Raw genomic sequence first — 24,061 nt, 5'->3', positions numbered from 1 at the left:
AAACATATGGCACAAGATAAAAATGAGAAGTTAAGATCGGAGTATACGCAAAAAATTGTTGAGAAAGAACGTCAAATTGACGATTTGAATAGTGAAAAACGACAGATTCAAGAAGTATTTGAGTCATTAGAGACGGAACTAACTCGAAATTTCCGACAACTACAAGAATTAAATGATGAATTAATAAAAGAAGGGAGTTCTTCTGCTCGATGGGAGCAAGAAGAACTTCATGGAAAAAAGAAGCATTTCGGACAATTTTTCAAGGAGCAAAAGCAAGAATTAGCAGAAATGTATACAAAATCAGCTGAAGAGCTAAACGAAGAACGCACAGAAATCCAGAAAGAAAGGAATGAATTAACATGGGATTAGTCTATTCAAGCGGAGACTCTTCAAAATTGATGAGTGCCATGTCGAGCAATTTATCGACGGCAAAAAGCACCGTGAGTGACTTACGATCAGGAAGTCAGCGCTTAACTGCAGCCGTGGATGGACGTACCTTGTCAGGTGCGGCATATAATGCGGGAAAAGGATTATTTTCAGAATTAATCCTTCCAACGATAAGTCGTGTTACCACATCAATGGACGGTATACAAAATGATTTAGTAAAATATACAGGAGCGAATGCAGCAATCTCAAGTGAAGGTTTTCTGGATGAAGATAAGTTGAATATGCAGATGCAACTTTTGAAAGCATCCAAAGCTGCTCTAGCAGCTTCAGCAAATACCGCTGGAAATCTAGCGGCAGGGAATCCAGTGCCAGGATTGAAAGATATGTTAAAGCATGCGCAAAATCGATTGAACCGCATGGCAAATAGCATGCAAGATGATATCGACAAGGTGCAGAAAAAAATTAAGAAGTTACATGATTTTTCGAGTCAGACGAATGGACTTTTTAGTAATAGCTTAAATGAGTTAAGTATTGCGATGCAAGGTGTGCTTGTATTGAGTGGAACAGTTGTTAATAGTGACGGTTCTTATTCATTGCCAAAAGGAACGGATAAAAGTTGGTTTACTAAAATACAATCTGAAAAAGCGAAAAGTGAACTTGATAAACAATACGATGAAGTAAAAGAGTGGAACAAACTATACAAAGAATTTATCAAAACAGGAGATAAGTCGTTTAAAAGTGTTTGGTACGGTGCGCGTGTAAGTCGATTATCAGATGGAACCTTGATTGTAACGACTGTCACTGGTATGTCGAAGCGATTGGATGAATTTACAGGATTTAGTAAATTTGTTAAACAGCATAAAAATTTTAATCGGATATCTTCTGGTGGGAAGTTAACGAAAGATGGTTTGAAAATACTAGAAGAAGCGAAAATTCGTGATGCTGGAATGTTAACAAAAGGAACATCAGGACGCTTTGGTGATATAGCTAAAGCTACATGGGGCGCAATTAAATCTGATGTATTATCTGCAGTAAAAAAACCAATATCATTTGGTTTAAACACGATAGTAAAAGATGCAAAAAACTTGAAAACAGCTAAAGGATTTGGAAGAGTTATTCCTGGCTTGAATATTGTTTCAGGTGTTATCGATGTTGGTACAGGAATTAAAGATAGTTATGATTTAGCAAAAGAGGATGGTCTAAAAGGAGGTCAAGTTATTGCAAGTCAAGTAGGTGGTGTTGTTGTTGATGTTGCTAAAGTAGCTGTGACAACAACTGCGGCTACAGTTGCAGCGACCGCTGGTGCTGCGGCTGCCACTGCCGCATTAGGCGCATCTGCACCTGTTTTGGCTGTAGCTGCAGGTGCAGTAGCTGTAAGCTACGTTGCGGTTAAGGGTGTGGAATTCATTGATAAAAAACTTGGTATAACTAAAGGATTAAAAAAAGGTGTGAATGGAATAATTAAAGGAGTAGGAGGGTGGTTCAAATAAATAAAGTAGCACCATTCCAATTGAAAAATTTTGATACAATGATAAAAACTTACGGAACATTTTTTTTAGTAGGTTTATTTCTACAAATATTTCCAGTGTTAGCTATTCAAAAGAAAAGACTTATATTCTTTGCAATATTTTTTTTGACTCTAATGCTAATGGCTTTAATTGGAAAAATTTTTTTCAAAAAGAAAAAAAATGAAGTGATTGGGTTATGGTTATTATTTATAACAATGATACTAGCCAATTTTGGAATTCTTTTAGTTCCATTTATTGGGTATGCTGAACAAACGATAGGAGAGTTACTATATTATTATATGCTAACAATCTTGGTAACCCTTCTTTTTATGGTATATGTTCATCTAGTTTATAGATATGGTCGTAAGAGGTTGTCAGATAAAGTAATAGGTATCATGGTAGGAGTTCCCTTTGTCTTGGTAATGATATTCTCTATATTTATGATAGAAAAATATGGAAATTTTTCAGTAGGATTAATTGGTATAGGAATGCTATTTTTATCTGGAACATTGAAACAATACCCAAGAATAGGTGCATATTTTGAACAGAAAAATATGAACAGATATGGAAACTCATTAGACATAGTGAATAAGAAAAAAGAAGGAGAAAAAAAATGAATGAGCAACGATTTACGATGATGAATTTAGCTTCAAGAGAGATGGTCGGAAACATTCAAGATATTATTGAAATTGTGAGCACGGTCGAATTAAATAATTATGGTGAGGGTCGGTTTCAAAATGGACCTACGATGGTAGAATTCAAACCAACCGAAATAGAGAATGAGGAACAAACATTTAAAGTGTATCTACCAATAAACGAAGAAGTTTCAGGTGAAGGAAACGATGGCGTAAATTGGAAATGGATACCCGAGTTAGACATTAAAAAGGTATTAAGAAGTCGTGTTCCTTTTGATGAAGGCATCGAAACTAAATTGGAAGAGATGAAAAGCTATTTACAAGAAAACTCTATTCCATATGAAGACCGTCTCATACTATTGTTCTCTAAGATTTATGAAGAATACTGGGTAGATTTGGTGATTCCGTATGTTTAACAAAAGAAAAGAAAAAAAAGAAATCAGAGTGGGATTTAATCAAACTATTCATTTTGAAAATGTAGTAAGCCGATATTATCAAGTAGATTTAAAAGATTTTGCTAAGGTATTTGAAGACTTTATAACGACTGTTGTACAGAGTGGTTACACGCCAACGAGTAATTTTTTCTACGCTATTAATTCTGATTTAGAAGATCCTATAGATATGCTTTTGCAAGTGTTTATCCCTGTAGAAGAAGAAAAATCGTACGAGTTGCCCGAAGAGTATCGATACCAGTCCTACTATGAAATTATCAATATGCTAGGTGTAAGAGTGGAAGGGGACAGTGAAGATCAATTTTCAGAAGGCATAAGAATGCTAGTTGAGCAAATTGTAGATATGGATGCTGAATTGGCAAGTCCACCATTTTACTTTGTAAATCAAATAGACGGTAAAACATTTACAGATATTTTAATAAAAATATCTGAATAGAATGTGTAGTCCATAAATTTGTAGAGATAGGTTAGATAATGTAATCAAAGAACGCCTATTTAAATTAGTACAGGTATGAAAAAGTAGAAATCAAATAAAAATACTGTTAGTTAGACTACTTATTTCTTAGAATTAACAAGATATAGGTAGTCTAATTTTTGTTAAAATATTAAAGGACTGTTTGCCCTGTATGTATTTTGAATTCAAAGATTTCTATGATGAAAATTCTGATGTTGGAATTAGTATTGATGTATATAGTTTTTTATTAACAGGAGCGGAAGTTAAAACTGTATAAATTTTCATTATTTTATACTACAAATGGTGGATTCGGAGGTTAATTTAGTGGAGAAAAATAAATCGCCAGAAGAGATGAACAAAGAATATTTTAAATCATTTGTAGTTACTAGAGGAAGTATTAGTTCGCTATACATATCCTGGGCGGGCTTAGTCATTACTTTTCTTTGTTTACCTATAACATGGAATGTTGCTATTTTAGGTTATGGAATAAATCCGCTACAAAGTAAGGTTAATATCTTTATTATATTTATAGCAATCTTTATGTTGTTAACATTTTTAACTGTTAGACTCAGGTTTACCAGAAAATTTTTGTTCCGACATCAAGGTTTTGCGAGCATTTGGTTAATATTTTTTTCAGTTTTACTTACGTCAATTTTAATGTTTATGTTTTATATGATAACGCAATGGGATAAACCAAACGAAATTTGGTATGAGTCTGAGTTTTCAATTATTGTTCTGTTACTATTCGGATTAACATATCTAGGTTCTCTTTTTTATAATTTTTATTGGTTAAAAAAACAATTAAAAATTGGGTTTTCAGAGACCCGTACAACTGCTAACTATTTTGCACGAGCTAAGGTTTACGAGTCAAAATCACTATGGATAATCTTTGGTTTTTCAATGATAGGAGCCTTTTTAACAGGGAATTTAGCGAGGGTCTTTGGCTTGGTCTTTGGTATGTTTTTAGGCGCTGCTTTTTCTAGATTAACAATAGAGCTTGCCTACTCTGCATTTCTACTAAATACAGACAAAGAATATTGGGTCAATTATATTGATGAGCCAGAAAAACCATGGAAAGAAGTTCTAAAAAAACGTTTAAAAAAGACATCCACATATGTGATTTTAGGTGTTTTACTGATTATTGCTATGGTGGAGATAGAAGACAGATACAAGGTGCCTAAAGGCCTTCAGATTACATTTTCATATGTTCTCATGGCGATCCTACTCTTTTTTGTGGTAGCTTTCATAATGTGGATTATAAAAAAAGTGAGGGATAAGTACGATAGAAAATAAAAACAGTCCAGAATCATTAAATAAAAAGTACTTTATTTCTTTAGCGAATACCAGAGGTTCAGTGGGAATGTTGCGTATCCAATCAATATGTTTATTTGTTCTATCAATTATAGGATTAATATCAGGAGTGGAAATTCATTCCTGGTATCACAACATAATAAGTACGCTATTATATGGAACGTTGAAATTTTATGTAGTTTATGCTATTTTACTGAACTTATCACTTTTTCTAGTTCCTCAAAAAAGTATATACAAGCATCAGATATTGACTTCTATATTACTATTTTTCACTTTATTAGCTGAATTAGTTATTTTGGTATCACTCTCGTTTATGATTAGTAACGGAAAATCGACTGGCTATAAATCAAATATTGCTGATTTTAACGCAACCTATTCAACTATGTATTTGATTATAATTGGAGTAGTTGTCCTATTAACTACTTGCTATACTATTTTTTGGATCAAAAAGGAAATAAGTAGAGGTTTTTCTGAACAAAGAGCTGTTGCTAATTATGTTGCTTTTTCAAAAGTATTTAGCTCTAGTTCAATTTGGATTATTTTTGGAATAGTTAGCGTGGTTGGAATAATCTTTACGAATTCTTTATTTGTTTTAGGGCTCATACTTGGCTTGATTTTTGTACTAGTCTTTCCAAGACTGCTTGTAGAGATTAGCTACCTAATTTATTTGAAAATTGTGGATAAAGATTACTGGGAAGAAAATAGAGAACGGAAATCCTTTTCCTTCAAAAAAAGATTGCTTTCAATACTTAAAAAAAAATCAACATATGTTTTAATAAGTTTTTTTATAATAATATTTATGGTGCAAATAGATGAGAAATATATTCTATCTAGAACAACAAAAAATATATTCGGAGTTATTGTAAGTATAATTTTAGTTGGATTTGCGGTAATTTTTATACAGTGGATGATAAAAAAAGTAAAGAATAAAAAACGGAGGAATGAAAAATGAAGCTAAAGACAAAACAACTTAGCTTAAATAATGTTATTGGGTTCAATGCAATAATTGATTCTGATGAGGATATATTTGATCAGGTTGCCAAAATGGGTAAACAGTTCAAAGAATTATTAATCCAAAAAAAAGGAGAGACTAAAAAATGAATGAAAAAAAGGTACAACGAAAATGGGCATTAGTAGTAGCAGTATTATTAACATTGGCAGCAATCAATCAATTGCTAAAAGGAATGGATCTATCTGATTCTTATGGTGCAGGAAGTCTTGTAAGCTTAATAGTATTTCCAGCCCTATTTTACTATCTAGCTTTTAAAAAGAAAAAAGAAAAATAATCAATTCGATATAAGTAAGGATCACAACTACTTTAGTTAATGATATCAAACAATAATTTGATATATGATGGAACAAATACGTGAGTGGAATCATTGGCATCGTTGGTAATCAATTACATATCCAAAAAAGTTGAAGGTAGTTATTATCAAGAATAAGGAGAGTACTTAATTGAAAAGTAAATGCGTACCATTATTGAAGATAGGTATGGATGAATCTATATATTTTGATTTGTCCACTCGTGAATTATTTATTCAAGAATTTATTGGTCCATTCACTGAAAAAACTGGAAGTAGTTATTCTAAATCTCAGACATGGGGAATATCTGCCTTTATTGGAATGTTTTTGATTCCATTGATTGCAAAACAATTTAATCTTGTTTCTTTAGTTCCAAACTATATAAATATACTTTGTATTTCTGGTGTAGGTTTTCTTATGGGTAAGCTGTTAACAGTTTATTTGATAGATAGATCTAAAGGTCAGTATATTGAAAAGAAATTCACAAAAAAAGATGTCCAAAAAATCTTGAGCAATCTATCAAATCTAAGAATTTTAGCGATAACAGAATTAATATTTATATTTGGTTATAGTATATTTTTAGCAATTTTACCTACCATTGAAAATATTTCTTTGAAAGCTACTATAGGTGTATTTTTACTTTGTTTCTCTGTAAGTGGTATACATTTTTCAGCCCATCCATTTGCACAACAGAAAGCATTTAGAATTTTAAAAAAGCAAATAAAAGCAGGTAAGTATGATGAGAGCTGATACTTATCCATTGATTTTGAAATGTATCTCTAGGAAGACGCCAAAAGGAGAAGCCCAATGATAACGAATAGACTTATTCAAACAAAAGCCAACTTTGGAAAAATATATGAACTAAGAGAAGCAAATAAAATCATAGGAACGACTAAAATACCAATAAATCTAAGAAGACAGATTAATGTCTCAATAGCAAATAAAAATTTTAAATTACAATTTTCCATTATTAAAGATGCATTAAGCCGTTTCGATTATACTAAAAATGTGAGACTACTACCATTTCAACTATTTAACGAAAACAATGTTTGGGTGGGTTCTTTGTGTGAAAGAAGAACAAAATGGTTATTTGGCTATACTTTTTTTGAATTAAATTACAACGATGAAACGTATTATTTCTACGCGGTAGGACTAGGTAAAAAAGGTTTAAAAATACCAATGTATGATGCTAACGATATTCAAGTAGGTCTGATTGAAAAAGACAATGTATCCTACGATAACAAGAGCACCTATACAATAAATACATTAAATAAGCATTATCAAATGTTGGCATTCCTCTTTGCAGTCTATTATGATAATGCGTACTATTCACCAAATGAAGTTGCGTACAAATCCAAAGAGATTAATTATAAGTATACGATAAACAAAGAATTAAAAAGTAAGTACAATCCCCAATTTATAGAAGGAAGGTATTAATATGAAAAAGAAGTACAAAATTTTTCTTTTAGTTTGCATAACTCTGATTATTATGGTGGGGTGCTCAGGATCAAAAGAGATTCAGAAAACTTGGAAGGCTGAAGATGCGACGGATAATGTGTATTCCATTGAAATTAAAGATAAAGAAATAACCATTTCAAATAACAAAGATACTGACAAAATGGATTACAAACAAAATGCCGTAGGAACAGCAAATGGCGTTAAATATTATGGTCTAACGATTGATAATGAAAAATATTCTATAATATTCCCAGAAAAAGGAAATACCGACTTAGCGTTATTTTTGAAAATAGATAGTGATGATTATCTAGATGGCACTCTAGTTTATGCTATGAATACTAAAAAACAGCCAAGTTACAAAGAATATGCAGAAAAATATTTAACAAATTAAAAAGAGAAGTGTAATATACAGAGCTCAGTAAGACGAGCCTTAATAAGAATATTTATATTAGTGTGTAAAATAATATAAATCTATAGAGAAAAAAGGTAGTATACATGCCAAATTATGGTATTTGGACTACCTTTTTTTCTACCATTTCAGGTGAATTATTCATAGCTACTTATCTTTATTTACGCTTAGATATCCAATCAGTTTCTCAAGACTATCTAACAATCACAAAGAACCAACTTTTTTTGTCACTTCTACACTAGACAGAAATTTCTAAGAATGATAATCTTCTTGTTAAGCGCTTCCATTCTTGCGTCATAAGAAACCTAAACAAGGAGAGAGATCATATGGAAAAAACACTCGTTATCATCAAGCCAGATGGCGTTTCACGTAAATTAGTTGGAGAAATCCTACAGCGATTTGAGAAAAAGCAATTAAAGCTTACTCAATTAAAAGTAGCAACAATGTCTCGCAATGTAGCAGAAGAACATTATGCACACGTCAAAAAATTCGATTTCTTCGAAGATATGATCACTTATATGACGTCGTCAGAAGTTGTTTATCTTGTTTTAGAAGGAACCAGCGTCATTAAAACCGTTCGTAAAATGATCGGAGCAACGAATTGTTTAGAAGCTGAACCTGGAACGATTCGAGGCGATTATGGCGCTAATAGTTATGAAAATATTATCCATGCGTCAGATTCACCAGAAGCGGCAGCAGTTGAAATCAAACGATTCTTTAATGAAGCCAATTAAATCAAAAGCGTATCAAGATTTTGTGACGATCTTGAACGCTTTTTATCATTTTAAAGTGAATAAACGCGAGGAAATTCTTGGTTTATGATAAAAACACACTAAAATCATTAGGAAATTCTTCAAAAACCATGAATTCAGCAGTGTTTTTAGCGCAATTCCTCCCTAACCATTTAAAAATCCCGCAAAAAAAAGTATAATAGAGAAGGTTGTAAATAAACTTAAAGGAATGTAGCAAATGGACAATCAGTTAACTACAGAATTAAAAGAACGTTACGGCATTGTTTTCCATGATGTCAACCTATTAGAACAAGCTTTTACCCATTCATCCTATGTGAATGAGCATCGATACTTAAAACTATCAGACAATGAACGATTAGAATTTTTAGGAGATGCCGTTTTAGAGTTATTGGTTTCTCAATATTTGTATAAACAATTCCCAGAAATGCCAGAAGGCAAACTGACGAAAATGCGGGCGGCAATCGTTCGTGAAGATAGTTTATCCAAATTTGCGAAAGAATGTCATTTCGACCAATATATTCTTTTAGGCAAAGGAGAAGAAAATTCTGGTGGACGGACACGTCCAGCATTACTTTGTGATTTATTCGAAGCATTTTTAGGTGCTTTGTTCCTAGATCAAAAAGTCGATGCAGTCAAGAAATTTATTGCAGAAGTTATTTTCCCTAAAATCGATGCCGGTGCTTTTTCACATGAGATGGATCATAAAACACATTTACAAGAAGTCCTACAACGTCAAGGTGACGTTACCATTGAATACCGTTTAGTCAATGAAGAAGGACCAGCCCATGACCGAATCTTTTTTGTAGAAGTTTATGTTAATGAAAAAATGATCGGGACAGGTCAAGGTAAGTCGAAGAAATTAGCAGAACAGGATGCCGCTGAACGAGCGCTGAAACAAAATCCTGAGTAAGCTTGGAAGGAGCCGTTTTATTCGTGTATTTAAAACGAATTGAGATCGCAGGATTTAAATCCTTTGCGGATCGAACCGTTATAGAGTTTGAAAATGGTGTTACGGCTGTCGTTGGACCTAACGGCAGTGGAAAAAGTAATATCACCGAAGCGATTCGCTGGGTCTTAGGCGAGCAGTCTGCTAAAAGTCTTCGCGGCGGTAAGATGCCGGATATTATTTTTGCGGGTTCTGAAGGCCGTAAAGCATTAAATATTGCAGAAGTAACGGTTGTCTTAGATAATAGTGACCACTTTTTACCGCTAGATTTTACGGAAATCAGTGTGACGCGTCGCTATCGCAGAACAGGTGAAAGTGACTTTTATATCAACAAACAAGCTTGCCGATTGAAAGATATTCACGATTTATTTATGGATTCTGGATTAGGAAAAGAATCCTTTTCCATTATTTCTCAAGGGAAAGTTGAAGCGATTTTTAACAGTAAGCCAGAAGATCGTCGTGGTATTTTTGAAGAAGCAGCCGGCGTCTTGAAATACAAACAACGTAAGAAAAAAGCAGAGCAAAAACTATTTGAAACAGAAGATAATTTAAGTCGTGTGCAAGATATCATCTATGAATTGGAAGATCAACTGACTCCTCTAGCTGCACAAAGCGAAGCGGCCAAGGAGTTTTTGAAACTTAAAGAGAGCTTAACGGAAATCGATGTTAGCTTAACAGTAACAGAAATCGAAGCAGCAAAAGAAGTTTGGGAAATCAAGACAGCGGAACTTGCAGGCATCGAAGAAAAGTTACAGATTGCTAGCAAAAAAATCCGAGATTCAGAAGATGAACTATTCCAATTGCGTGGCAAACGCAATAAACTGGATGAACAAATCGAAACGGAACAACAACAACTTCTACAAATCACAGAAGCATTGAAGCAAACGGAAGGACAAAAAAACGTCCTAGTCGAACGCTCAAAACATACGATGCAAACAACCAGTGAATATCAGCAGTCCTTACAAGAAAATGCGGAGAAAATCACTCGTTATCGTGAAGAAGTTCAAGACTTACAAGTAAAAGTAGCTGAGAAAAAAGCCCAACGTGAATCATTAGTTGATGCAATCAAAGCCTCAGAACTAGAAGTCGAAAAATACAGCAAATCGTCAAAAGAATTACTAGAAGAATTACGTAGCCAATACGTTGAAGTCATGCAAGAACAAGCCAATACGACCAACGATCTAAAATATTTAGAACGTCAGTATCAACAAGAAACGGCTAAAAATCAGCAATCTATTCAAAAGCATGAAGCGTTAGAAAAACAAATGACGGATGCTTTAGCTGAAAAAGAAGAACTAGAAGCAAATCTATCAGCATCCGACCAGGCATTGACCGACCAAAGAGAACAATATACGCAATTAAAACATCAGTTGGACCAAAAGCAAGGGCAATTAGCTGTGAAACAAAAGCAAATGTACCAGGCGATGAATCAGGTGCAACAAGCCAAAGCCCGTCAAAAAAGCTTACAAGAAATCCAAGAAAATTATTCAGGATTTTATCAAGGCGTTCGAGCAGTTTTAAAACATAAAGATCAATTAACTGGAATTGTCGGTGCCGTTGCTGAATTGATCGATGTACCAAAAGATTACACGTTAGCAATCGAAACAGCTCTTGGTGGAGCCGCTCAACATGTGGTGGTGGAAACTGAAAAAGATGGACGTGCCGGTATTACTTTTCTAAAGCAACAGCATAGCGGTCGTGCAACTTTTCTACCGCTAACGACAATCAAACCAAGAATGGTTTCTAGTGCAGTACGCGATCGTGTCAGCAATATTTCAGGATTTCTAGGGATTGCCAGTGAATTGGTTCACTTTTCAGATGAAGTCAGCAATGTGATTCAAAACCTTTTAGGTGTAACATTGTTAGCAGAAAGTTTAGAGAGCGCCAATCAATTAGCGAAAGCTGTAAATTATCAGTACCGTGTTGTGTCTTTAGATGGCGATGTTATGAATTCAGGTGGTTCGATGACCGGTGGTTCTAATAAGCGAGGCAATCAAGGTAGCTTATTCTCTCAAACCCAAGAACTTCAAACGTTGACGGAACAAATGGAACGTGTTGAAAAACAATTGACAGCCCATGAAAAAGAAGTGCAGCAGTTAACTGAAGAAGTCAAACAGCTCAATGAAACATTAGAACAGCTACGTTCAACTGGCGAAATAAGCCGCTTGAAGCAGCAAGAATTACAAAATAAACTAGCGAATCAAGAAGAAACGATTACACGTTTAACGAAAGAACAGCGTTTGTTTGAATTTGAAGCCCGTGAATTGCATCAATTTTTAACGGAATATCAAACAAGAAAAGAAGAACTAACGTTACAGCAACAAGAGCTGAATCAAACAAAGGACCGTTTAGATCAGGAAATGAAGCAAGTGGATCAAGAAGCTAGTCAAATGGAAACCTTGCGGGCAGAAGCCTTTGAACGTTTCAATCAAGTGCAAGCAGATCAAGCTGTGGTAACGGAACAATTGGCTCATCTAACGGAGCAAGTAGCAGAAAAACAAACGCAGTTAGATGAATTCTTAGCAAGAGAAACAGCTTTACGTCAACAATTACAACAATTAAATGATAATTCAACGGATCACTTGGTCACAGAAGAAAGCTTAGCGGTTCAGTTAGAACAACTAGCAGAGAAAAAAGACCAGCTGCAAACAAGTATTCAAGAAGCTAAAACTGCTCGTCAACAATTACAAGAGCAAGTTGATCAGATCGATACAGGTTTAGCAGAAGAAAATAAACAGCAACAACATCTATTGACAGAACAAACCAAGATCGAAGTTGAGAAAAACCGTTCAGAAATCAAACTAGATAACTCTTTACAATACTTACAAGAAGAATACAGTTTGACCTTTGAACGTGCGAATGAAGATTATGAATTAACAATTGATAAAGAGCAGGCCAAAATCGAAGTCAAACGCTTGAAACGTGATATCGAACGCCTAGGTCCAGTCAATCTCAATGCGATCGAACAATACGAGCAAGTCAATGAACGTCATGAGTTTTTAGTGTCTCAACGTGATGACTTGTTAGATGCTAAAGAGCAGTTGTTCGAAACGATGGGTGAAATGGATGAAGAAGTCAAAGCGCGCTTTAGTGAAGTCTTTGAAGCGATTCGTGCACAATTTAAAGTGGTGTTCCCAAATATGTTTGGCGGTGGTCGAGCAGAGCTGATTTTGACGAATCCAGAAGATTTATTGAATACTGGGGTAGAAATTGAAGCACAACCTCCAGGTAAAAAATTACAAAATCTAAGCTTACTCTCCGGTGGTGAACGGGCGTTAACAGCGATTGCGTTATTGTTCTCTATCATCCGTGTTAGACCAGTACCATTCTGTGTTTTGGATGAAGTTGAAGCCGCGTTAGATGATGCCAATGTTTCGCGTTTTGGTCATTATTTAAGTGAATTTGAAGACGATACGCAATTTATTGTTGTAACGCACCGTAAAGGAACGATGGAAGCCGCTGATGTGTTGTATGGTGTAACGATGCAAGAATCAGGTGTTTCGAAAATTGTTTCTGTTCGTTTGGAAGAAGTGAAAGAAGGCGGCGCAATTGTTGCTGAAACTTAATTATATAGGATTGGGGGACAAGACAGATTGATTAAATTAGTCGCTATTGATTTAGATGGCACACTTTTAAATAGTAAAAAAGAAATTTCTGAAAGAAATAAACAAGCCTTGGCCAAAGCGAAAGCTGCAGGTGTTAAAATCGTCATTTGTACAGGTCGTCCGTTAGCAGCGATCGGTATTTATTTAGACGCTTTGAATTTGCGAGACAACGGTGATTACAGTATTACCTTTAATGGTGGATTGGTTCAAAAAAACGATACTGGCGAAATCATTGAAAAAGCATCCATGCCTTTAGAAAATGTTCATGATTTGTTTGAATTAGCTGCAGCGTTGAATGTACCTTTGGATATTCTGTCTGACGGGCTAGTGTTGCAACTGCCAACGACGCAGAATTATGAATCGTTATATAGCCAACTAAATACATTACTGACATATGAGTCTTATGAATTAGACCAACTGACAGCTGATAGAATTTACAATAAAGCAGTCATTGCAGTGGAACAAACGTATCTAGATGAGCAAATTAAAAAGATTCCTAGTCCATTTTATGATCGTTATGAAATCATCAAAACGAGAAGTAATCTACTAGAATTTATGCCAAAAGGAATCACGAAAGCCTATGGAATTTCTTTATTAGCTAGAGATTTAGACATTAATCAAGAAGAAATCATGACGGTCGGTGATGAAGAAAATGATTTACCGATGATCGAATATGCAGGACTTGGCGTAGCGATGGAAAATGCTGTTGCTAGAGTGAAAGATTTGGCAGATGTAATCACAGATACAAACGATAATGACGGCGTCGCACAAGCCGTTGAAAAATTTGTGTTAGAACCATTGAAAGGAGGAATATAAATGGGATTTTTCGATAAAATAAAAAAGGCGTTTATGAATGAAAAAGAAGCACAGCCAGCTGAAATCGAAACAGACGAAACACAGACAGAAGCTGTGGAAGAAGATGGTGTTTTAGAAGAGCAACAAGTAGAACAAGAAGTGACGGAACAAGCACAAGATGATTCTCTTGAAGCTATAGAAGCAGAATCAGAAACGGAAATCGACCCTCTTATTACGGTGAACCCTGTGACACAAGCGGAAGAGCTTGTTGATCCTGAAATCATTGAGGAACAAGCAGAAGAAATCATCGTACAAGATAAGTATGAAAAAGGCTTAGAAAAAACCCGTAAAACCTTTGGCGAACGGTTGAATGAATTATTCGCTAATTTCCGTTCAGTTGATGAAGACTTTTTTGAAGAATTAGAAGAGACCTTGATCGGCGCTGACGTTGGTTTTGATACAGCCATAAAAATTACAGAATCCCTTCGTCAAGAAGTAAAATTACGTAACGTGAAAAAACCAGCTGCGGTTCAAAATACGATCATTGAAAAAATGGTTGATTTGTACGAAGCAGAAGGTATCGAAGAAAATAATGCCTTGAATATTCAACCAAATGGCTTAACTGTTATGTTATTTGTCGGTGTTAATGGTGTTGGTAAAACAACTAGTATCGGCAAACTAGCCCATGAATTCAAACAAGACGGAAAAAAAGTCTTAATGGCAGCTGCTGATACGTTTAGAGCAGGGGCTATCGATCAATTAGTTGTCTGGGGCGAACGTGCCGGTGTAGAAGTTGTTCGAGGCAATGCCGGTGGCGATCCAGCAGCAGTCGTCTTTGATGCCGTAGAACGTGCAAAAACGGAGAATGCAGATATCTTACTTGTAGATACAGCAGGACGCTTACAAAACAAAGTTAATTTGATGAACGAATTAGAAAAAATCAAACGTGTGATTCAGCGTGAATTGCCGGATGCGCCTCATGAAGTGTTGCTTGTAGTAGATGCAACGACTGGGCAAAACGCAATGTCACAAGCAAAACAATTTAAAGAAACGACCGATGTCACAGGCTTAGTCTTAACAAAATTGGATGGTACAGCAAAAGGCGGAATCGTCTTAGCGATTCGTAATGAGCTGCATTTACCAGTTAAGTTAGTTGGATTAGGTGAAGGAATTGATGATTTAGAACCGTTTGATGCAAATGATTTTGCAATTGGATTGTTTAAAGGCTTACTGAAAGTCGAAGATTAAAGGAACAACAAAAACCTTTTGAGTGACTACATTAAGTAGGCATCCAAAAGGTTTTTTTATTCGCTAAAATATTGTTGGAACCATACCGCCATCCATCCGAAGTGCGGCACCGCTGAACGCTGAAGCATAGGGACTGCTGATAAACGCAGTTAAACGTCCGATTTCACTAGGATCGATCAAGCGTTGGATCTGAGATAAGGGACGGTTGTTTGCCATAAATAATTTTTCTTTTTCTGCTAAGGTCAATGTTGAATCAGGATACATTTTTTCGATCATATCACGCACGCCTTCAGTCATTGTAGAGCCTGGCATGATTGTATTAACGGTTACTTGTGTTCCTTTGGTTAACTTAGACAAGCTTTTCGCTAAAGAAAGCTGCATGGTTTTTGTCATACTATACTGTGGCATTTCTCCAGAAGGCATGACCGCCTCTTCACTAGCAATAAAAATGATTCTGCCGAAGTTTTCGTTTAACATTTTAGGGAGATAAAATTTAACGAGAGAATTGGCAGCAAGTACATTTATCCGAAAGAATCTTTCCCAAGTATCATCGTCAATATCTTCATAAGCCATTGGTTGAAAAATCCCCATGTTATTCACTAGAATATCAATATGAGGAAATTTGTTAAATAAGCGTTGGCGATCTTCTGAGACAACGATATCTCCAGAAGCAGATTGTGGATTCGTTTTTGGAAAGCGGTCTTTTAGTTCGTCGACTAACGCTGTAACTTCTTTTTCGTTACGGCCATTAATCAAAACATTGACACCTTCTTTGGCTAATTCACTCGCAATCGCTTTGCCAATCCCCTTTGTTGAGCCGGTGATTAATGCAGTTTTTCCTTTGATATTCATTTCCATGACGATATCTCCTCACTAAATTTTATTTAAAAAAGAATGTATCTGGATTAGGACCAACTCGTGTACCATCATCTAGTTGATTGATCACAGCTAAATCTTCTGTTGATAGTTCAAAGTCAAAAATTTCTGCATTACTTCTGATACGTGATTCTTTAACCGATTTTGGAATAACGATAATATCGTTTTGAATATGCCACCTTAAAATAATTTGAGCGGCCGATTTGTTGTGTTTTGCGGCAATTTTTAAAATCGTTTCGTCTTCTAATAGTTGCCCTTGCATCAAAGGTGACCAGGCTTCAGTGATGATTCCTTTTTCTTTTCCAAATGCTCGAATTTCTTTTTGCGCCATTCGGGGATGAAGCTCCACTTGATTGATTACAGGAGTGATTTTTGCTGTATCAAGAAGTGTTTTTAGATGATGGACTTCAAAGTTACTAACGCCGATCGCTTTGATTTTTCCGCTAAGATACAAATCTTCCAATGCTGCCCAAGGTTCTAAAAATTCATTGTCTCCAGGCCAGTGGATCAAATAAAGATCTAAATAATCCAAACCTAATGTTGCTAAACTGTCGTTAAAGGCCGTAATCGTTTGATCATAGTTTAACCCATGATTCCAAACTTTACTTGTGATAAACAGCTCTTCACGTTTTTTCCCAGTCAAGGTTAGACCACGCTTGATTCCTTCTCCGACACCAGCTTCATTTCCATAAATTTGTGCAGTATCGATACTGACGTAGCCTGCCTCAATTGCTTTTTGCACGGATAAAACAGTATTTTCATTACTTACTTGAAATACACCTAAACCAAAGCCTGGCATTTCAACTTTATTGTTTAATAATATTTTGTCTGTTAATGAACGAATCATCGGTTATCTTCCTTTCACTTTTAAAGTAAATCTATCGTAACAGCTGCTAGTCTAAATGAATAGTACGTACTTTAAAGTTCTATACATACCAAAAAGTAATTAATTGATTTTTCAGGCTTTTTTTGGTTAAATGAATCATGAAAGGATGTGACGTGTATGGAATCAGTCCCAACATCAGTCAAAAAAAAGTACAATATAGGTGTGGAAGTTACGATGGATGTGATTGGTGGCAAATGGAAACCGATCATTCTTTGTAACTTAAGACATCAAGTCATGCGCACAAGTGAACTACTTAGAGCGATACCCAATATCTCCCAAAAAATGTTGACGCAGCAATTACGTGAATTAGAACAAGATAATATTGTTGATCGAAAGTCCTATAACCAAATTCCGCCAAAAGTTGAATATAGTCTAAGTGATTACGGTGAATCTTTAGGCGAAATTCTTGATTTGCTTTGTTCTTGGGGAGAAACACATGCGGAGCATTTGATTGATAATGGTGAAGCGATTAGTTTGAATTGTAATAATTAAGAGAACGTATAGTATAGAAATTGATAAAAAAAGCATAGCAAGGCCGTTGGAAACACAACAGTCTTACTATGCTTTTTTGAATACAAGTGACAAGAAGAATAGTGGAATCTGTGAAAAATAGCGTAATTTAATATGTTGCCCACTCTGTAGTTTTGCGGCTGAAAGGGGTGTATTTTATCCTACTTTCAAGAGAGTGAAACGCTTTGCTTTTCTGATTATAAATTATTCGCTTCAATTCCATAATCTTCTGCTATTTTCTTTAAACTAAAACCTCGACCAAAAACTTCGCTTGCATTCATCGAAACAATAAATGCTTCTTCATCGATGGCCATGACATTTTCTTTGATCTTAGCAAAGTCTTTTTCGCTAATAACCGTCATCATCAGCATACTTGGATTTTTTTGATACCCACCTTCGATTGGGATCATTGTCAAGCCTTTATCCATATCAACTAAGATTTTTTCTTTGATTTCTGCAAATTTTGGTGAAATAATCAACACATTTTTCGAACGAACAAAGCCAACTTGAACCATATCCACTACACGTCCAATAAGGTATAAACAAATCAGTGAGAATAGCACTGTGTCAGTATTGAAAACGAATAGAGCCGATAAAATGACTAATCCATCTACAAATAAAATTGAGACACCTAACGAAACTTTAAAGTACTTATTCACGACTTGTGAAATAATAGCCGTACCGCCAGTTGAAGCATTCCCTCTAAATTCTAGACCCAAACCAATACCTGTTAGGATCCCCCCGAAGATCGTCGCTAGAAAAATATTATGAGTTAGCACAGGCAAATGAGTGGTGATACCTACAAAAAACGGATAAATCAAGCTTCCATAAATTGTTTTGATTCCAACTTCTTTCCCTAAGAGTAAAAAGCAAACAATTAATAAAGGCAAATTAATCGCATATAAAACTAAAGCCGGATTGATTCCAAACAGATAATTGATCACTACACTGATCCCATTGGCACCACCTGCTACAATTTTATTTGGCAGTAAAATCGAATTGATCGATACTGCTAAAATAAAAGAACCAATCGTTACGTATAACGTATCTTGGATTTGTCTTTTCGTAAATTTCATGTAAAATGTTCCTCCATTTTCGTAGAATAGGGGTGTATTTCCTTTTTGAACGGAAAATAAGAGCAAAAAATAAAAAGTTCAACAAATATCCCCTAGTTATACTATCATGAATGACTAGAAGATATCATGAGATAATTTTAATTTTTTAGTCGATGAGTATGGTAAAATTAGAGAGAATAGAAAAACGAGTGCTATTTAATCAAATAAAAGTTAAAAATCGTTGATCCCATAAATTTTCATGGTGTTTGATAATCGTTTGAGCGCCTAATAAATCATTGTTTAGTGTAGTACTGAGTCCTCGTTTCATGAAACAAGTGTACCCTAAACCGTGAGCCATACGAACTGTGGTATCAACGCAATATTCTGTTTGAGCACCACAAAATTCAAGTTCGGTGACAGCTAGCTCAGCTAAGAGGGCTGTTAACTTCGTTTGAAAAAAAGAATTGGCATGAGTTTTCCCGACATAAAAGTCACAATCTCTAGCATCTAGTTGCTCAAATAGTTGCCAATCATAACTTTCAGGAACAAGTTCGGTATCTTCGTGTTGAATAAAAATAATTGGCTGGTGATTTTTTCGGTAATCTGCAATACGTTGGTTGACCCCTGTCAATAAATCAGTCAGATGAAATAAACCAGTACCCGAATTTTCTAGACCATTTTGGAGATCGATGACTATCAAAGCTTTAGTATTCATTAATTTCTCCTTGTTTTAACGATTTTTCTTTCTAGTATACAATGAAGTGAAGAAACGTAAAAGCATATGCTATATCGGAAAAAAGGGCTCAAAAAAAACTCGTTTTTTTAACCAATTAAGGAATTTTATTACCTTTTTAACAAAATTTAAGCTAAAATATTCTTTTTGCTTCTCTTTTTCTATATAATGATGAGTAATGGAATAATAACGGGAAGAAAGGCGACAGTATGAAATTTAAAGAGTTGTTACAGCAAAAAAGTGTGCGTCCATATGTCATGGCTGCACGATTTGGATTAGAAAAAGAAAGTCAACGCACGACATTTGATGGTCAACTAGCGACGACAGATCATCCGGAAGTTTTAGGAAATCGATCTTATCATCCATACATTCAAACAGATTTTAGTGAAACACAGATGGAATTGATCACGCCAGTGGCGAACTCGATCAATGAAATGCTCCGCTATCTTGCGGCAATTCATGATGTAGCAATACGTTCGATGAATAAACATGAAATGCTTTGGCCGTTAAGTATGCCGCCAAAATTGCCACTTAAAGATGAAGACATTAAAATAGCCAAGCTTGATCAGTTTGAAGGTATTCTTTATCGTCGCTACTTAGCAAGAGAATATGGCAAACGTAAGCAAATGGTTAGTGGGATTCATTTTAATTTTGAATATGATATTACATTAGTTCAACAGCTTTTTTCTGAACAAGCAGAATACGAAACGATTGAAGAATTTAAAAATATTTTATATATGAAAGTCTCACGTAACTATTTACGTTATCGCTGGTTGATTACGTATCTATTCGGCGCATCTCCTGTCAGTGAATCAGGCTACTTTACTGAAAGAGAAGAGCGACCGAAAGAGCCTGTCAGAAGTCTACGCAACAGTTCGTTTGGCTATAAAAACAATGAAAATGTCAAAGTATCTTATGAATCTTTACAACAGTATATTAATGACATTCACCGAATGGTTGAAAATGGTATCTTATCAGAAGAAAAAGAGTTTTACTCTGCGGTTCGATTACGTGGGGGCAAACAAATGGCTGATTTGCCTAAAACTGGCGTCCGCTATATTGAACTTAGAAATCTGGATTTAAACCCATTTGCGCCATTAGGGGTGGATGAAGAGTCACTTGAATTTATTCATTTGTTTATGTTGTATTTATTGTGGACAGATGAAAAAGAAGCACCGAATGATTGGGTTGCAACAGGCGATTTCTTAAATGAGCAAGTTGCTTTAGGCCATCCTTTTGCGCAAGTAAAGCTTTTAGCAGAAGGGGATCGGATATTTGCTGAAATGGATGAAATGATCGAAGCTTTAGGTTTATTTAGAGCGAAGAAATCATTAGAAGTTCACCGAGCGCAACTAAGAACACCTGATTTAACGATTGCTGGAAAAATGTGGACGATCATTGAAAGTAACTCAAATCAGGAATTGGGTATTATTTTTGGAAAAGAATATCAAGGAATGGCTTTTGAACGTCCGTATCAATTAGCTGGGTTCAGAAATATGGAGTTATCCACGCAGTTGTTTTTATTTGATATCATTCAAAAAGGTGTGGAAGTTGAACTGTTAGATGAAGCAGAGCAATTTTTGAAACTCAAACACAACGACCATGTCGAGTACGTCAAAAATGCCAATATGACTAGTAAAGATAGTTATATCGTACCATTGATCATGGAGAACAAGACTGTTACCAAAAAGGTTTTGGCACAAGCTGGGTTTAACGTACCAGATGGAGATGAGTTTGATACGATCGAAAGGGCAGAACAAGCTTATATCAAATATTCTGAAAAAGCGTTTGTAATCAAACCAAAAACAACAAATTATGGACTGGGAATCACAATTTTTAAAGAAGGAGCTTCCTTGGCAGATTATACAGAAGCATTGAAATTAGCATTTAAAGAAGATTCTGCTGTTTTGATCGAAGAATTCTTGCCAGGAACTGAGTATCGATTTTTTGTTTTAGATGATCAAGTGCGAGCAATTATGCTGCGTGTACCAGCTAATGTTGTGGGAGACGGCATTCGTTCTGTTGAAGCGTTAGTAGCAGAAAAGAATCTTGATCCCTTGAGAGGAACTCACCACCGTTCACCGCTGGAATTGATTCAATTAGGTGATGTTGAACGGTTGATGTTAAAAGAGCAAAATCTATTGACGACATCGGTTCCTGATAAAGATCAGATCGTTTATTTGCGGGAGAATTCCAATATCAGCACTGGTGGCGATTCGATCGATGTAACGGATAACTTTGATGAAAGTTATAAACGGATTGCTATTGAAGCGGTTCAAGCACTAGGTGCGAAAATATGTGGTATTGATTTGATTGTTCCAGATAAATCGATTAAAGGAACCAAGAATAGCCGAACATATGGCATCATAGAAGCAAACTTTAACCCAGCAATGCATATGCATGCTTATCCGCATTCGGGTCATGGGCGCCATTTAACAATGGATGTATTGAAAATGTTGTATCCAGAGATATTTGAATAATATAAATAAAAGATCAAGACCGTAAATAGGGCTTGATCTTTTATTTTTTTTATCTTAAAAATGAGTAGACAAATTCTTATGTGAAAAGCAATTTCAAATTGTTTTCCATTATGCAAGAGCTGATAAAGAGAATAAACGAATAGAATTGAAGGAGGTTATTGATATAAATGTGTTATTTGTTTTTGATTTAATTGGTTAAAATTTCATTTTTATAACAAAAAGTATTGTTTTTGAACTATAATGATATGGGAACTAGATAGAGAAGATAAGTGAGTGTTTTAGTCAATGAATAAAAAATGTAGTTGAGGTTATTCTTTGCAAGTAATGTTGTTAAAAATCGTAGAAATTTTGGAATGTGGCAAGTATGTAATTCTATTTTGTCAATCAGTAAAATTAGCATTAAGTAATCATGTTGAGGAAGACGTTGTTACTTTTTAAATGGAGATACTATGGTACATATAGATTATTATTGCATTTTTTTGAGTAAATCAATAATAAAGGAATCAAGGTAATTGACGTCAGATGGTGGTTGGTTAGAAGTAAATGTGGGAGTTTAAGTATGTGAAGTGCTTTTTTATTTGTTATATAAATGAGATTTTAGTATCTTGAAACTACTTATTTTGAGATGGAAATCTCTACTTCTACAAGTTTAAAGCATTTTATTTGATTAGTCTAGGTGTTTTCTTCTCATATTTTTTACAAATTATAATAAAAATTGAGAAAAATATGAAAAAATCGATATTTATCTCTTTTTTCTAATCTAATTGCAATATTATTTTTCCGAGGTGGTTCGTTATTTAATTAAAATGGTTGCATTATCAGCCGTCAAGATAGCCGTCATTATTTTACATAAACTGGAGGGATTTAGTTAGTGAGAAAAGGTGAAAATATTTATAAACGAAAAGACGGACGTTGGGAAGGACGTTTTATTAAAGATCGAACAACAGATAAACGAATTATTTATGGATACGTGTATGGAAAAAACTATTCAGAAGTGAAAGAAAAGTTATCAATAAAAAAAGCACAATACATTGCTTCAAACAAAAATATCACTTCTTTTTCAGGTACTTTGGAAGAATGGCTTAATTATTGGTTAGAGATTTTGATGAAAAATAAAATCAAGGCATCCTCCTATTCAAACTATAAAGGTAAGATAGACAAATACATATTGCCTTACTTAGGGAAGACAACATTGAGGGATTTGAAGACAGAACATATTGAATCTTTCATCAATGATTTAAATACGATGAACTTAGCAAATAGCACGATTCGCAGTATTATCGCTATATTGAAAAGTTCATTGAAAAAAGCTGTCTACGATGAAAAAATCTATAGTGATCCTTGCACCAAGATTGTCTTACCCACCATACAAAAACCAGAGATTGCTGCACTGACTGTACATGCACAAAAGAGTTTGGAACGAATTGTCTTACAACAAAATGAGTGCTCCGGAGAAATTATTGCACTGTATACCGGAATGAGAATTGGTGAAATCAGCGGACTGAAATGGTCTGATATTGATATGGAAAAAAATATTATCCATGTTAGACGTACAATATCTAGGATTCCCTCAACTACAATAAATGGAAAGACTGAGATAATAATTGATACACCGAAAACAAAAAGCTCCTTGAGAGTGATTCCTTTAGCTGTAAATCTAAAAGAGTATCTATTAAAATGGAAAAAATGCGCAATAAGTGAGTATGTCATAAACTGTAGAGGTAGTTTTACCGAACCCAGAATCATTAACTACAGATTTAAAAAAAATGTGAAGACGGCACGGTTAGGTTCTATCCACTTCCATATGTTAAGGCATACATTTGCAACAAGATGTGTTGAAGAAGGAATTGATATTGCAACTTTAAGTAAAATATTAGGACACTCTTCTATAAAAATGACTTTAGATACGTATACAGATTCATTGTGGGAAAATAGAAAAGCTGCAATAAGTGTTATTGATAAAAGATTAAGCATCCACTCCTAAAAAGAGTGGATTTTTTCATGGACTCAACGAAAACATTTTGTGAACTATTGTAATGAGTATTCGTTTTTAAACCGTCAAGAAAATGGTCAAAGTACTTTAGAAATACTGATATGCATAGATGAGAAAGCATATATCTCAAAATAAGTAGTTTCAAGATAATATAGTACGTTCCATTATGATATAAAATTTTACCTTAAAGTAGTGGAGTGCAGGTTGTCCTATCGAATTTATAGAATCTACTTATTATAACTTTCTTCAATAAAAAATAAAAAGAA

The 24,061-nt window shown here is 34.7% G+C and carries 24 protein-coding genes; 20 read left to right on the top strand and 4 right to left on the bottom strand.

All coding sequences use genetic code 11. From position 1 onward, the window contains the following. Positions 1 to 6: 6 nt before the first annotated feature. From I583_RS13060 to ftsY, 17 genes are all read left to right on the top strand, one after another. The gene (locus I583_RS13060; RefSeq protein ID WP_010761879.1) at positions 7 to 369 is read left to right on the top strand and encodes a hypothetical protein; all 363 of its coding nucleotides are present in this window, start codon (positions 7 to 9) and stop codon (positions 367 to 369) included. After that, a complete protein-coding gene (locus I583_RS16330) occupies positions 360 to 1,877 on the top strand; it encodes a T7SS effector LXG polymorphic toxin (protein ID WP_010761878.1) in 1,518 nt (505 codons plus the stop codon). Before I583_RS13060 ends, I583_RS16330 begins: the two co-directional genes overlap by 10 nt. Continuing rightward, a complete protein-coding gene (locus tag I583_RS13050) occupies positions 1,865 to 2,512 on the top strand; it encodes a hypothetical protein (RefSeq protein ID WP_010761877.1) in 648 nt (215 codons plus the stop codon). The genes I583_RS16330 and I583_RS13050 overlap by 13 nt, the downstream gene beginning before the upstream one ends. Further along, entirely contained in the window at positions 2,509 to 2,946 is a 438-nt protein-coding gene (locus tag I583_RS13045; protein ID WP_010761876.1) for a hypothetical protein, read from the top strand. The genes I583_RS13050 and I583_RS13045 overlap by 4 nt, the downstream gene beginning before the upstream one ends. After that, positions 2,939 to 3,418: a DUF5085 family protein gene (locus I583_RS13040; RefSeq protein WP_010761875.1), complete on the top strand. Its 480-nt coding sequence runs from the start codon at positions 2,939 to 2,941 to the stop codon at positions 3,416 to 3,418. Before I583_RS13045 ends, I583_RS13040 begins: the two co-directional genes overlap by 8 nt. Before the next feature lie 342 nt (positions 3,419 to 3,760). Further along, a complete protein-coding gene (locus I583_RS13035) occupies positions 3,761 to 4,729 on the top strand; it encodes a hypothetical protein (RefSeq protein ID WP_010761873.1) in 969 nt (322 codons plus the stop codon). Between the two features lie 67 nt (positions 4,730 to 4,796). Then, a complete protein-coding gene (locus I583_RS13030) occupies positions 4,797 to 5,699 on the top strand; it encodes a hypothetical protein (protein WP_010761872.1) in 903 nt (300 codons plus the stop codon). After that, complete coding sequence (locus I583_RS16775) at positions 5,696 to 5,848, top strand: hypothetical protein (RefSeq protein WP_010761871.1); 153 nt, start codon at positions 5,696 to 5,698, stop codon at positions 5,846 to 5,848. Before I583_RS13030 ends, I583_RS16775 begins: the two co-directional genes overlap by 4 nt. Next, positions 5,845 to 6,033, top strand: coding sequence for a hypothetical protein (locus I583_RS13025; protein WP_010761870.1), 189 nt, complete (start codon positions 5,845 to 5,847; stop codon positions 6,031 to 6,033). The genes I583_RS16775 and I583_RS13025 overlap by 4 nt, the downstream gene beginning before the upstream one ends. Positions 6,034 to 6,202: 169 nt before the next feature. Continuing rightward, the gene (locus I583_RS13020) at positions 6,203 to 6,799 is read left to right on the top strand and encodes a hypothetical protein (protein WP_010761869.1); all 597 of its coding nucleotides are present in this window, start codon (positions 6,203 to 6,205) and stop codon (positions 6,797 to 6,799) included. A 57-nt stretch (positions 6,800 to 6,856) separates the two neighbouring features. Further along, positions 6,857 to 7,486, top strand: coding sequence for a hypothetical protein (locus tag I583_RS13015; RefSeq protein ID WP_010761868.1), 630 nt, complete (start codon positions 6,857 to 6,859; stop codon positions 7,484 to 7,486). Position 7,487: 1 nt separating this feature from the next. Beyond that, positions 7,488 to 7,898 carry a hypothetical protein gene (locus tag I583_RS13010; RefSeq protein WP_010761867.1) on the top strand — a complete coding sequence of 137 codons (411 nt, stop codon included), beginning with the start codon at positions 7,488 to 7,490 and terminating at the stop codon, positions 7,896 to 7,898. Between the two features lie 344 nt (positions 7,899 to 8,242). Continuing rightward, positions 8,243 to 8,650, top strand: coding sequence for a nucleoside-diphosphate kinase (gene ndk / locus I583_RS13005; protein WP_010761865.1), 408 nt, complete (start codon positions 8,243 to 8,245; stop codon positions 8,648 to 8,650). Positions 8,651 to 8,885: 235 nt separating this feature from the next. Continuing rightward, complete coding sequence (rnc, locus tag I583_RS13000; RefSeq protein ID WP_010761864.1) at positions 8,886 to 9,578, top strand: ribonuclease III; 693 nt, start codon at positions 8,886 to 8,888, stop codon at positions 9,576 to 9,578. 23 nt (positions 9,579 to 9,601) lie between these two features. Then, complete coding sequence (gene smc, locus I583_RS12995) at positions 9,602 to 13,180, top strand: chromosome segregation protein SMC (protein ID WP_010761863.1); 3,579 nt, start codon at positions 9,602 to 9,604, stop codon at positions 13,178 to 13,180. Positions 13,181 to 13,207: 27 nt separating this feature from the next. Then, the gene (locus I583_RS12990; RefSeq protein ID WP_010761862.1) at positions 13,208 to 14,035 is read left to right on the top strand and encodes a Cof-type HAD-IIB family hydrolase; all 828 of its coding nucleotides are present in this window, start codon (positions 13,208 to 13,210) and stop codon (positions 14,033 to 14,035) included. Beyond that, positions 14,036 to 15,262, top strand: coding sequence for a signal recognition particle-docking protein FtsY (gene ftsY / locus I583_RS12985; RefSeq protein ID WP_010761861.1), 1,227 nt, complete (start codon positions 14,036 to 14,038; stop codon positions 15,260 to 15,262). 63 nt (positions 15,263 to 15,325) lie between these two features. Here the strand turns inward: ftsY and I583_RS12980 are convergent, their stop codons facing one another. After that, the gene (locus I583_RS12980; RefSeq protein WP_010761860.1) at positions 15,326 to 16,120 is read right to left on the bottom strand and encodes an SDR family NAD(P)-dependent oxidoreductase; all 795 of its coding nucleotides are present in this window, start codon (positions 16,118 to 16,120) and stop codon (positions 15,326 to 15,328) included. Positions 16,121 to 16,142: 22 nt separating this feature from the next. After that, entirely contained in the window at positions 16,143 to 16,985 is an 843-nt protein-coding gene (locus I583_RS12975) for an aldo/keto reductase (protein WP_010761859.1), read from the bottom strand. 156 nt (positions 16,986 to 17,141) lie between these two features. Here I583_RS12975 and I583_RS12970 point away from each other — a divergent pair, with 156 nt between their 5' ends. Beyond that, positions 17,142 to 17,516, top strand: a complete 375-nt coding sequence (locus I583_RS12970) for a winged helix-turn-helix transcriptional regulator (RefSeq protein ID WP_010761858.1) — start codon at positions 17,142 to 17,144, stop codon at positions 17,514 to 17,516. 215 nt (positions 17,517 to 17,731) lie between these two features. Here I583_RS12970 and I583_RS12965 read toward each other — a convergent pair whose 3' ends face one another. Together I583_RS12965 and I583_RS12960 are read right to left on the bottom strand one after the other, a co-directional pair. Further along, positions 17,732 to 18,610 (bottom strand): YitT family protein, encoded by an 879-nt coding sequence (locus tag I583_RS12965; protein ID WP_010761857.1) that lies wholly within the window; start codon positions 18,608 to 18,610, stop codon positions 17,732 to 17,734. A 199-nt stretch (positions 18,611 to 18,809) separates the two neighbouring features. After that, positions 18,810 to 19,304: a cysteine hydrolase family protein gene (locus I583_RS12960; RefSeq protein ID WP_010761856.1), complete on the bottom strand. Its 495-nt coding sequence runs from the start codon at positions 19,302 to 19,304 to the stop codon at positions 18,810 to 18,812. 227 nt (positions 19,305 to 19,531) lie between these two features. On the opposite strand from I583_RS12960, the gene gshAB reads away from it, so the two are divergent. Together gshAB and I583_RS12950 are read left to right on the top strand one after the other, a co-directional pair. Continuing rightward, positions 19,532 to 21,802, top strand: a complete 2,271-nt coding sequence (gene gshAB / locus I583_RS12955; RefSeq protein WP_010761855.1) for a bifunctional glutamate--cysteine ligase/glutathione synthetase — start codon at positions 19,532 to 19,534, stop codon at positions 21,800 to 21,802. An 871-nt stretch (positions 21,803 to 22,673) separates the two neighbouring features. Next, entirely contained in the window at positions 22,674 to 23,786 is a 1,113-nt protein-coding gene (locus I583_RS12950) for a tyrosine-type recombinase/integrase (protein ID WP_010761854.1), read from the top strand. The last annotated feature ends 275 nt before the right edge of the window (positions 23,787 to 24,061 follow it).

The organism is Enterococcus haemoperoxidus ATCC BAA-382 (assembly GCF_000407165.1).
GTDB classification, from domain to species: Bacteria; Bacillota; Bacilli; order Lactobacillales; family Enterococcaceae; genus Enterococcus_L; species Enterococcus_L haemoperoxidus.
The sequence above is the reverse complement of the archived record's forward strand: the minus strand, read 5'-3'. Positions and strand labels throughout refer to the sequence as shown.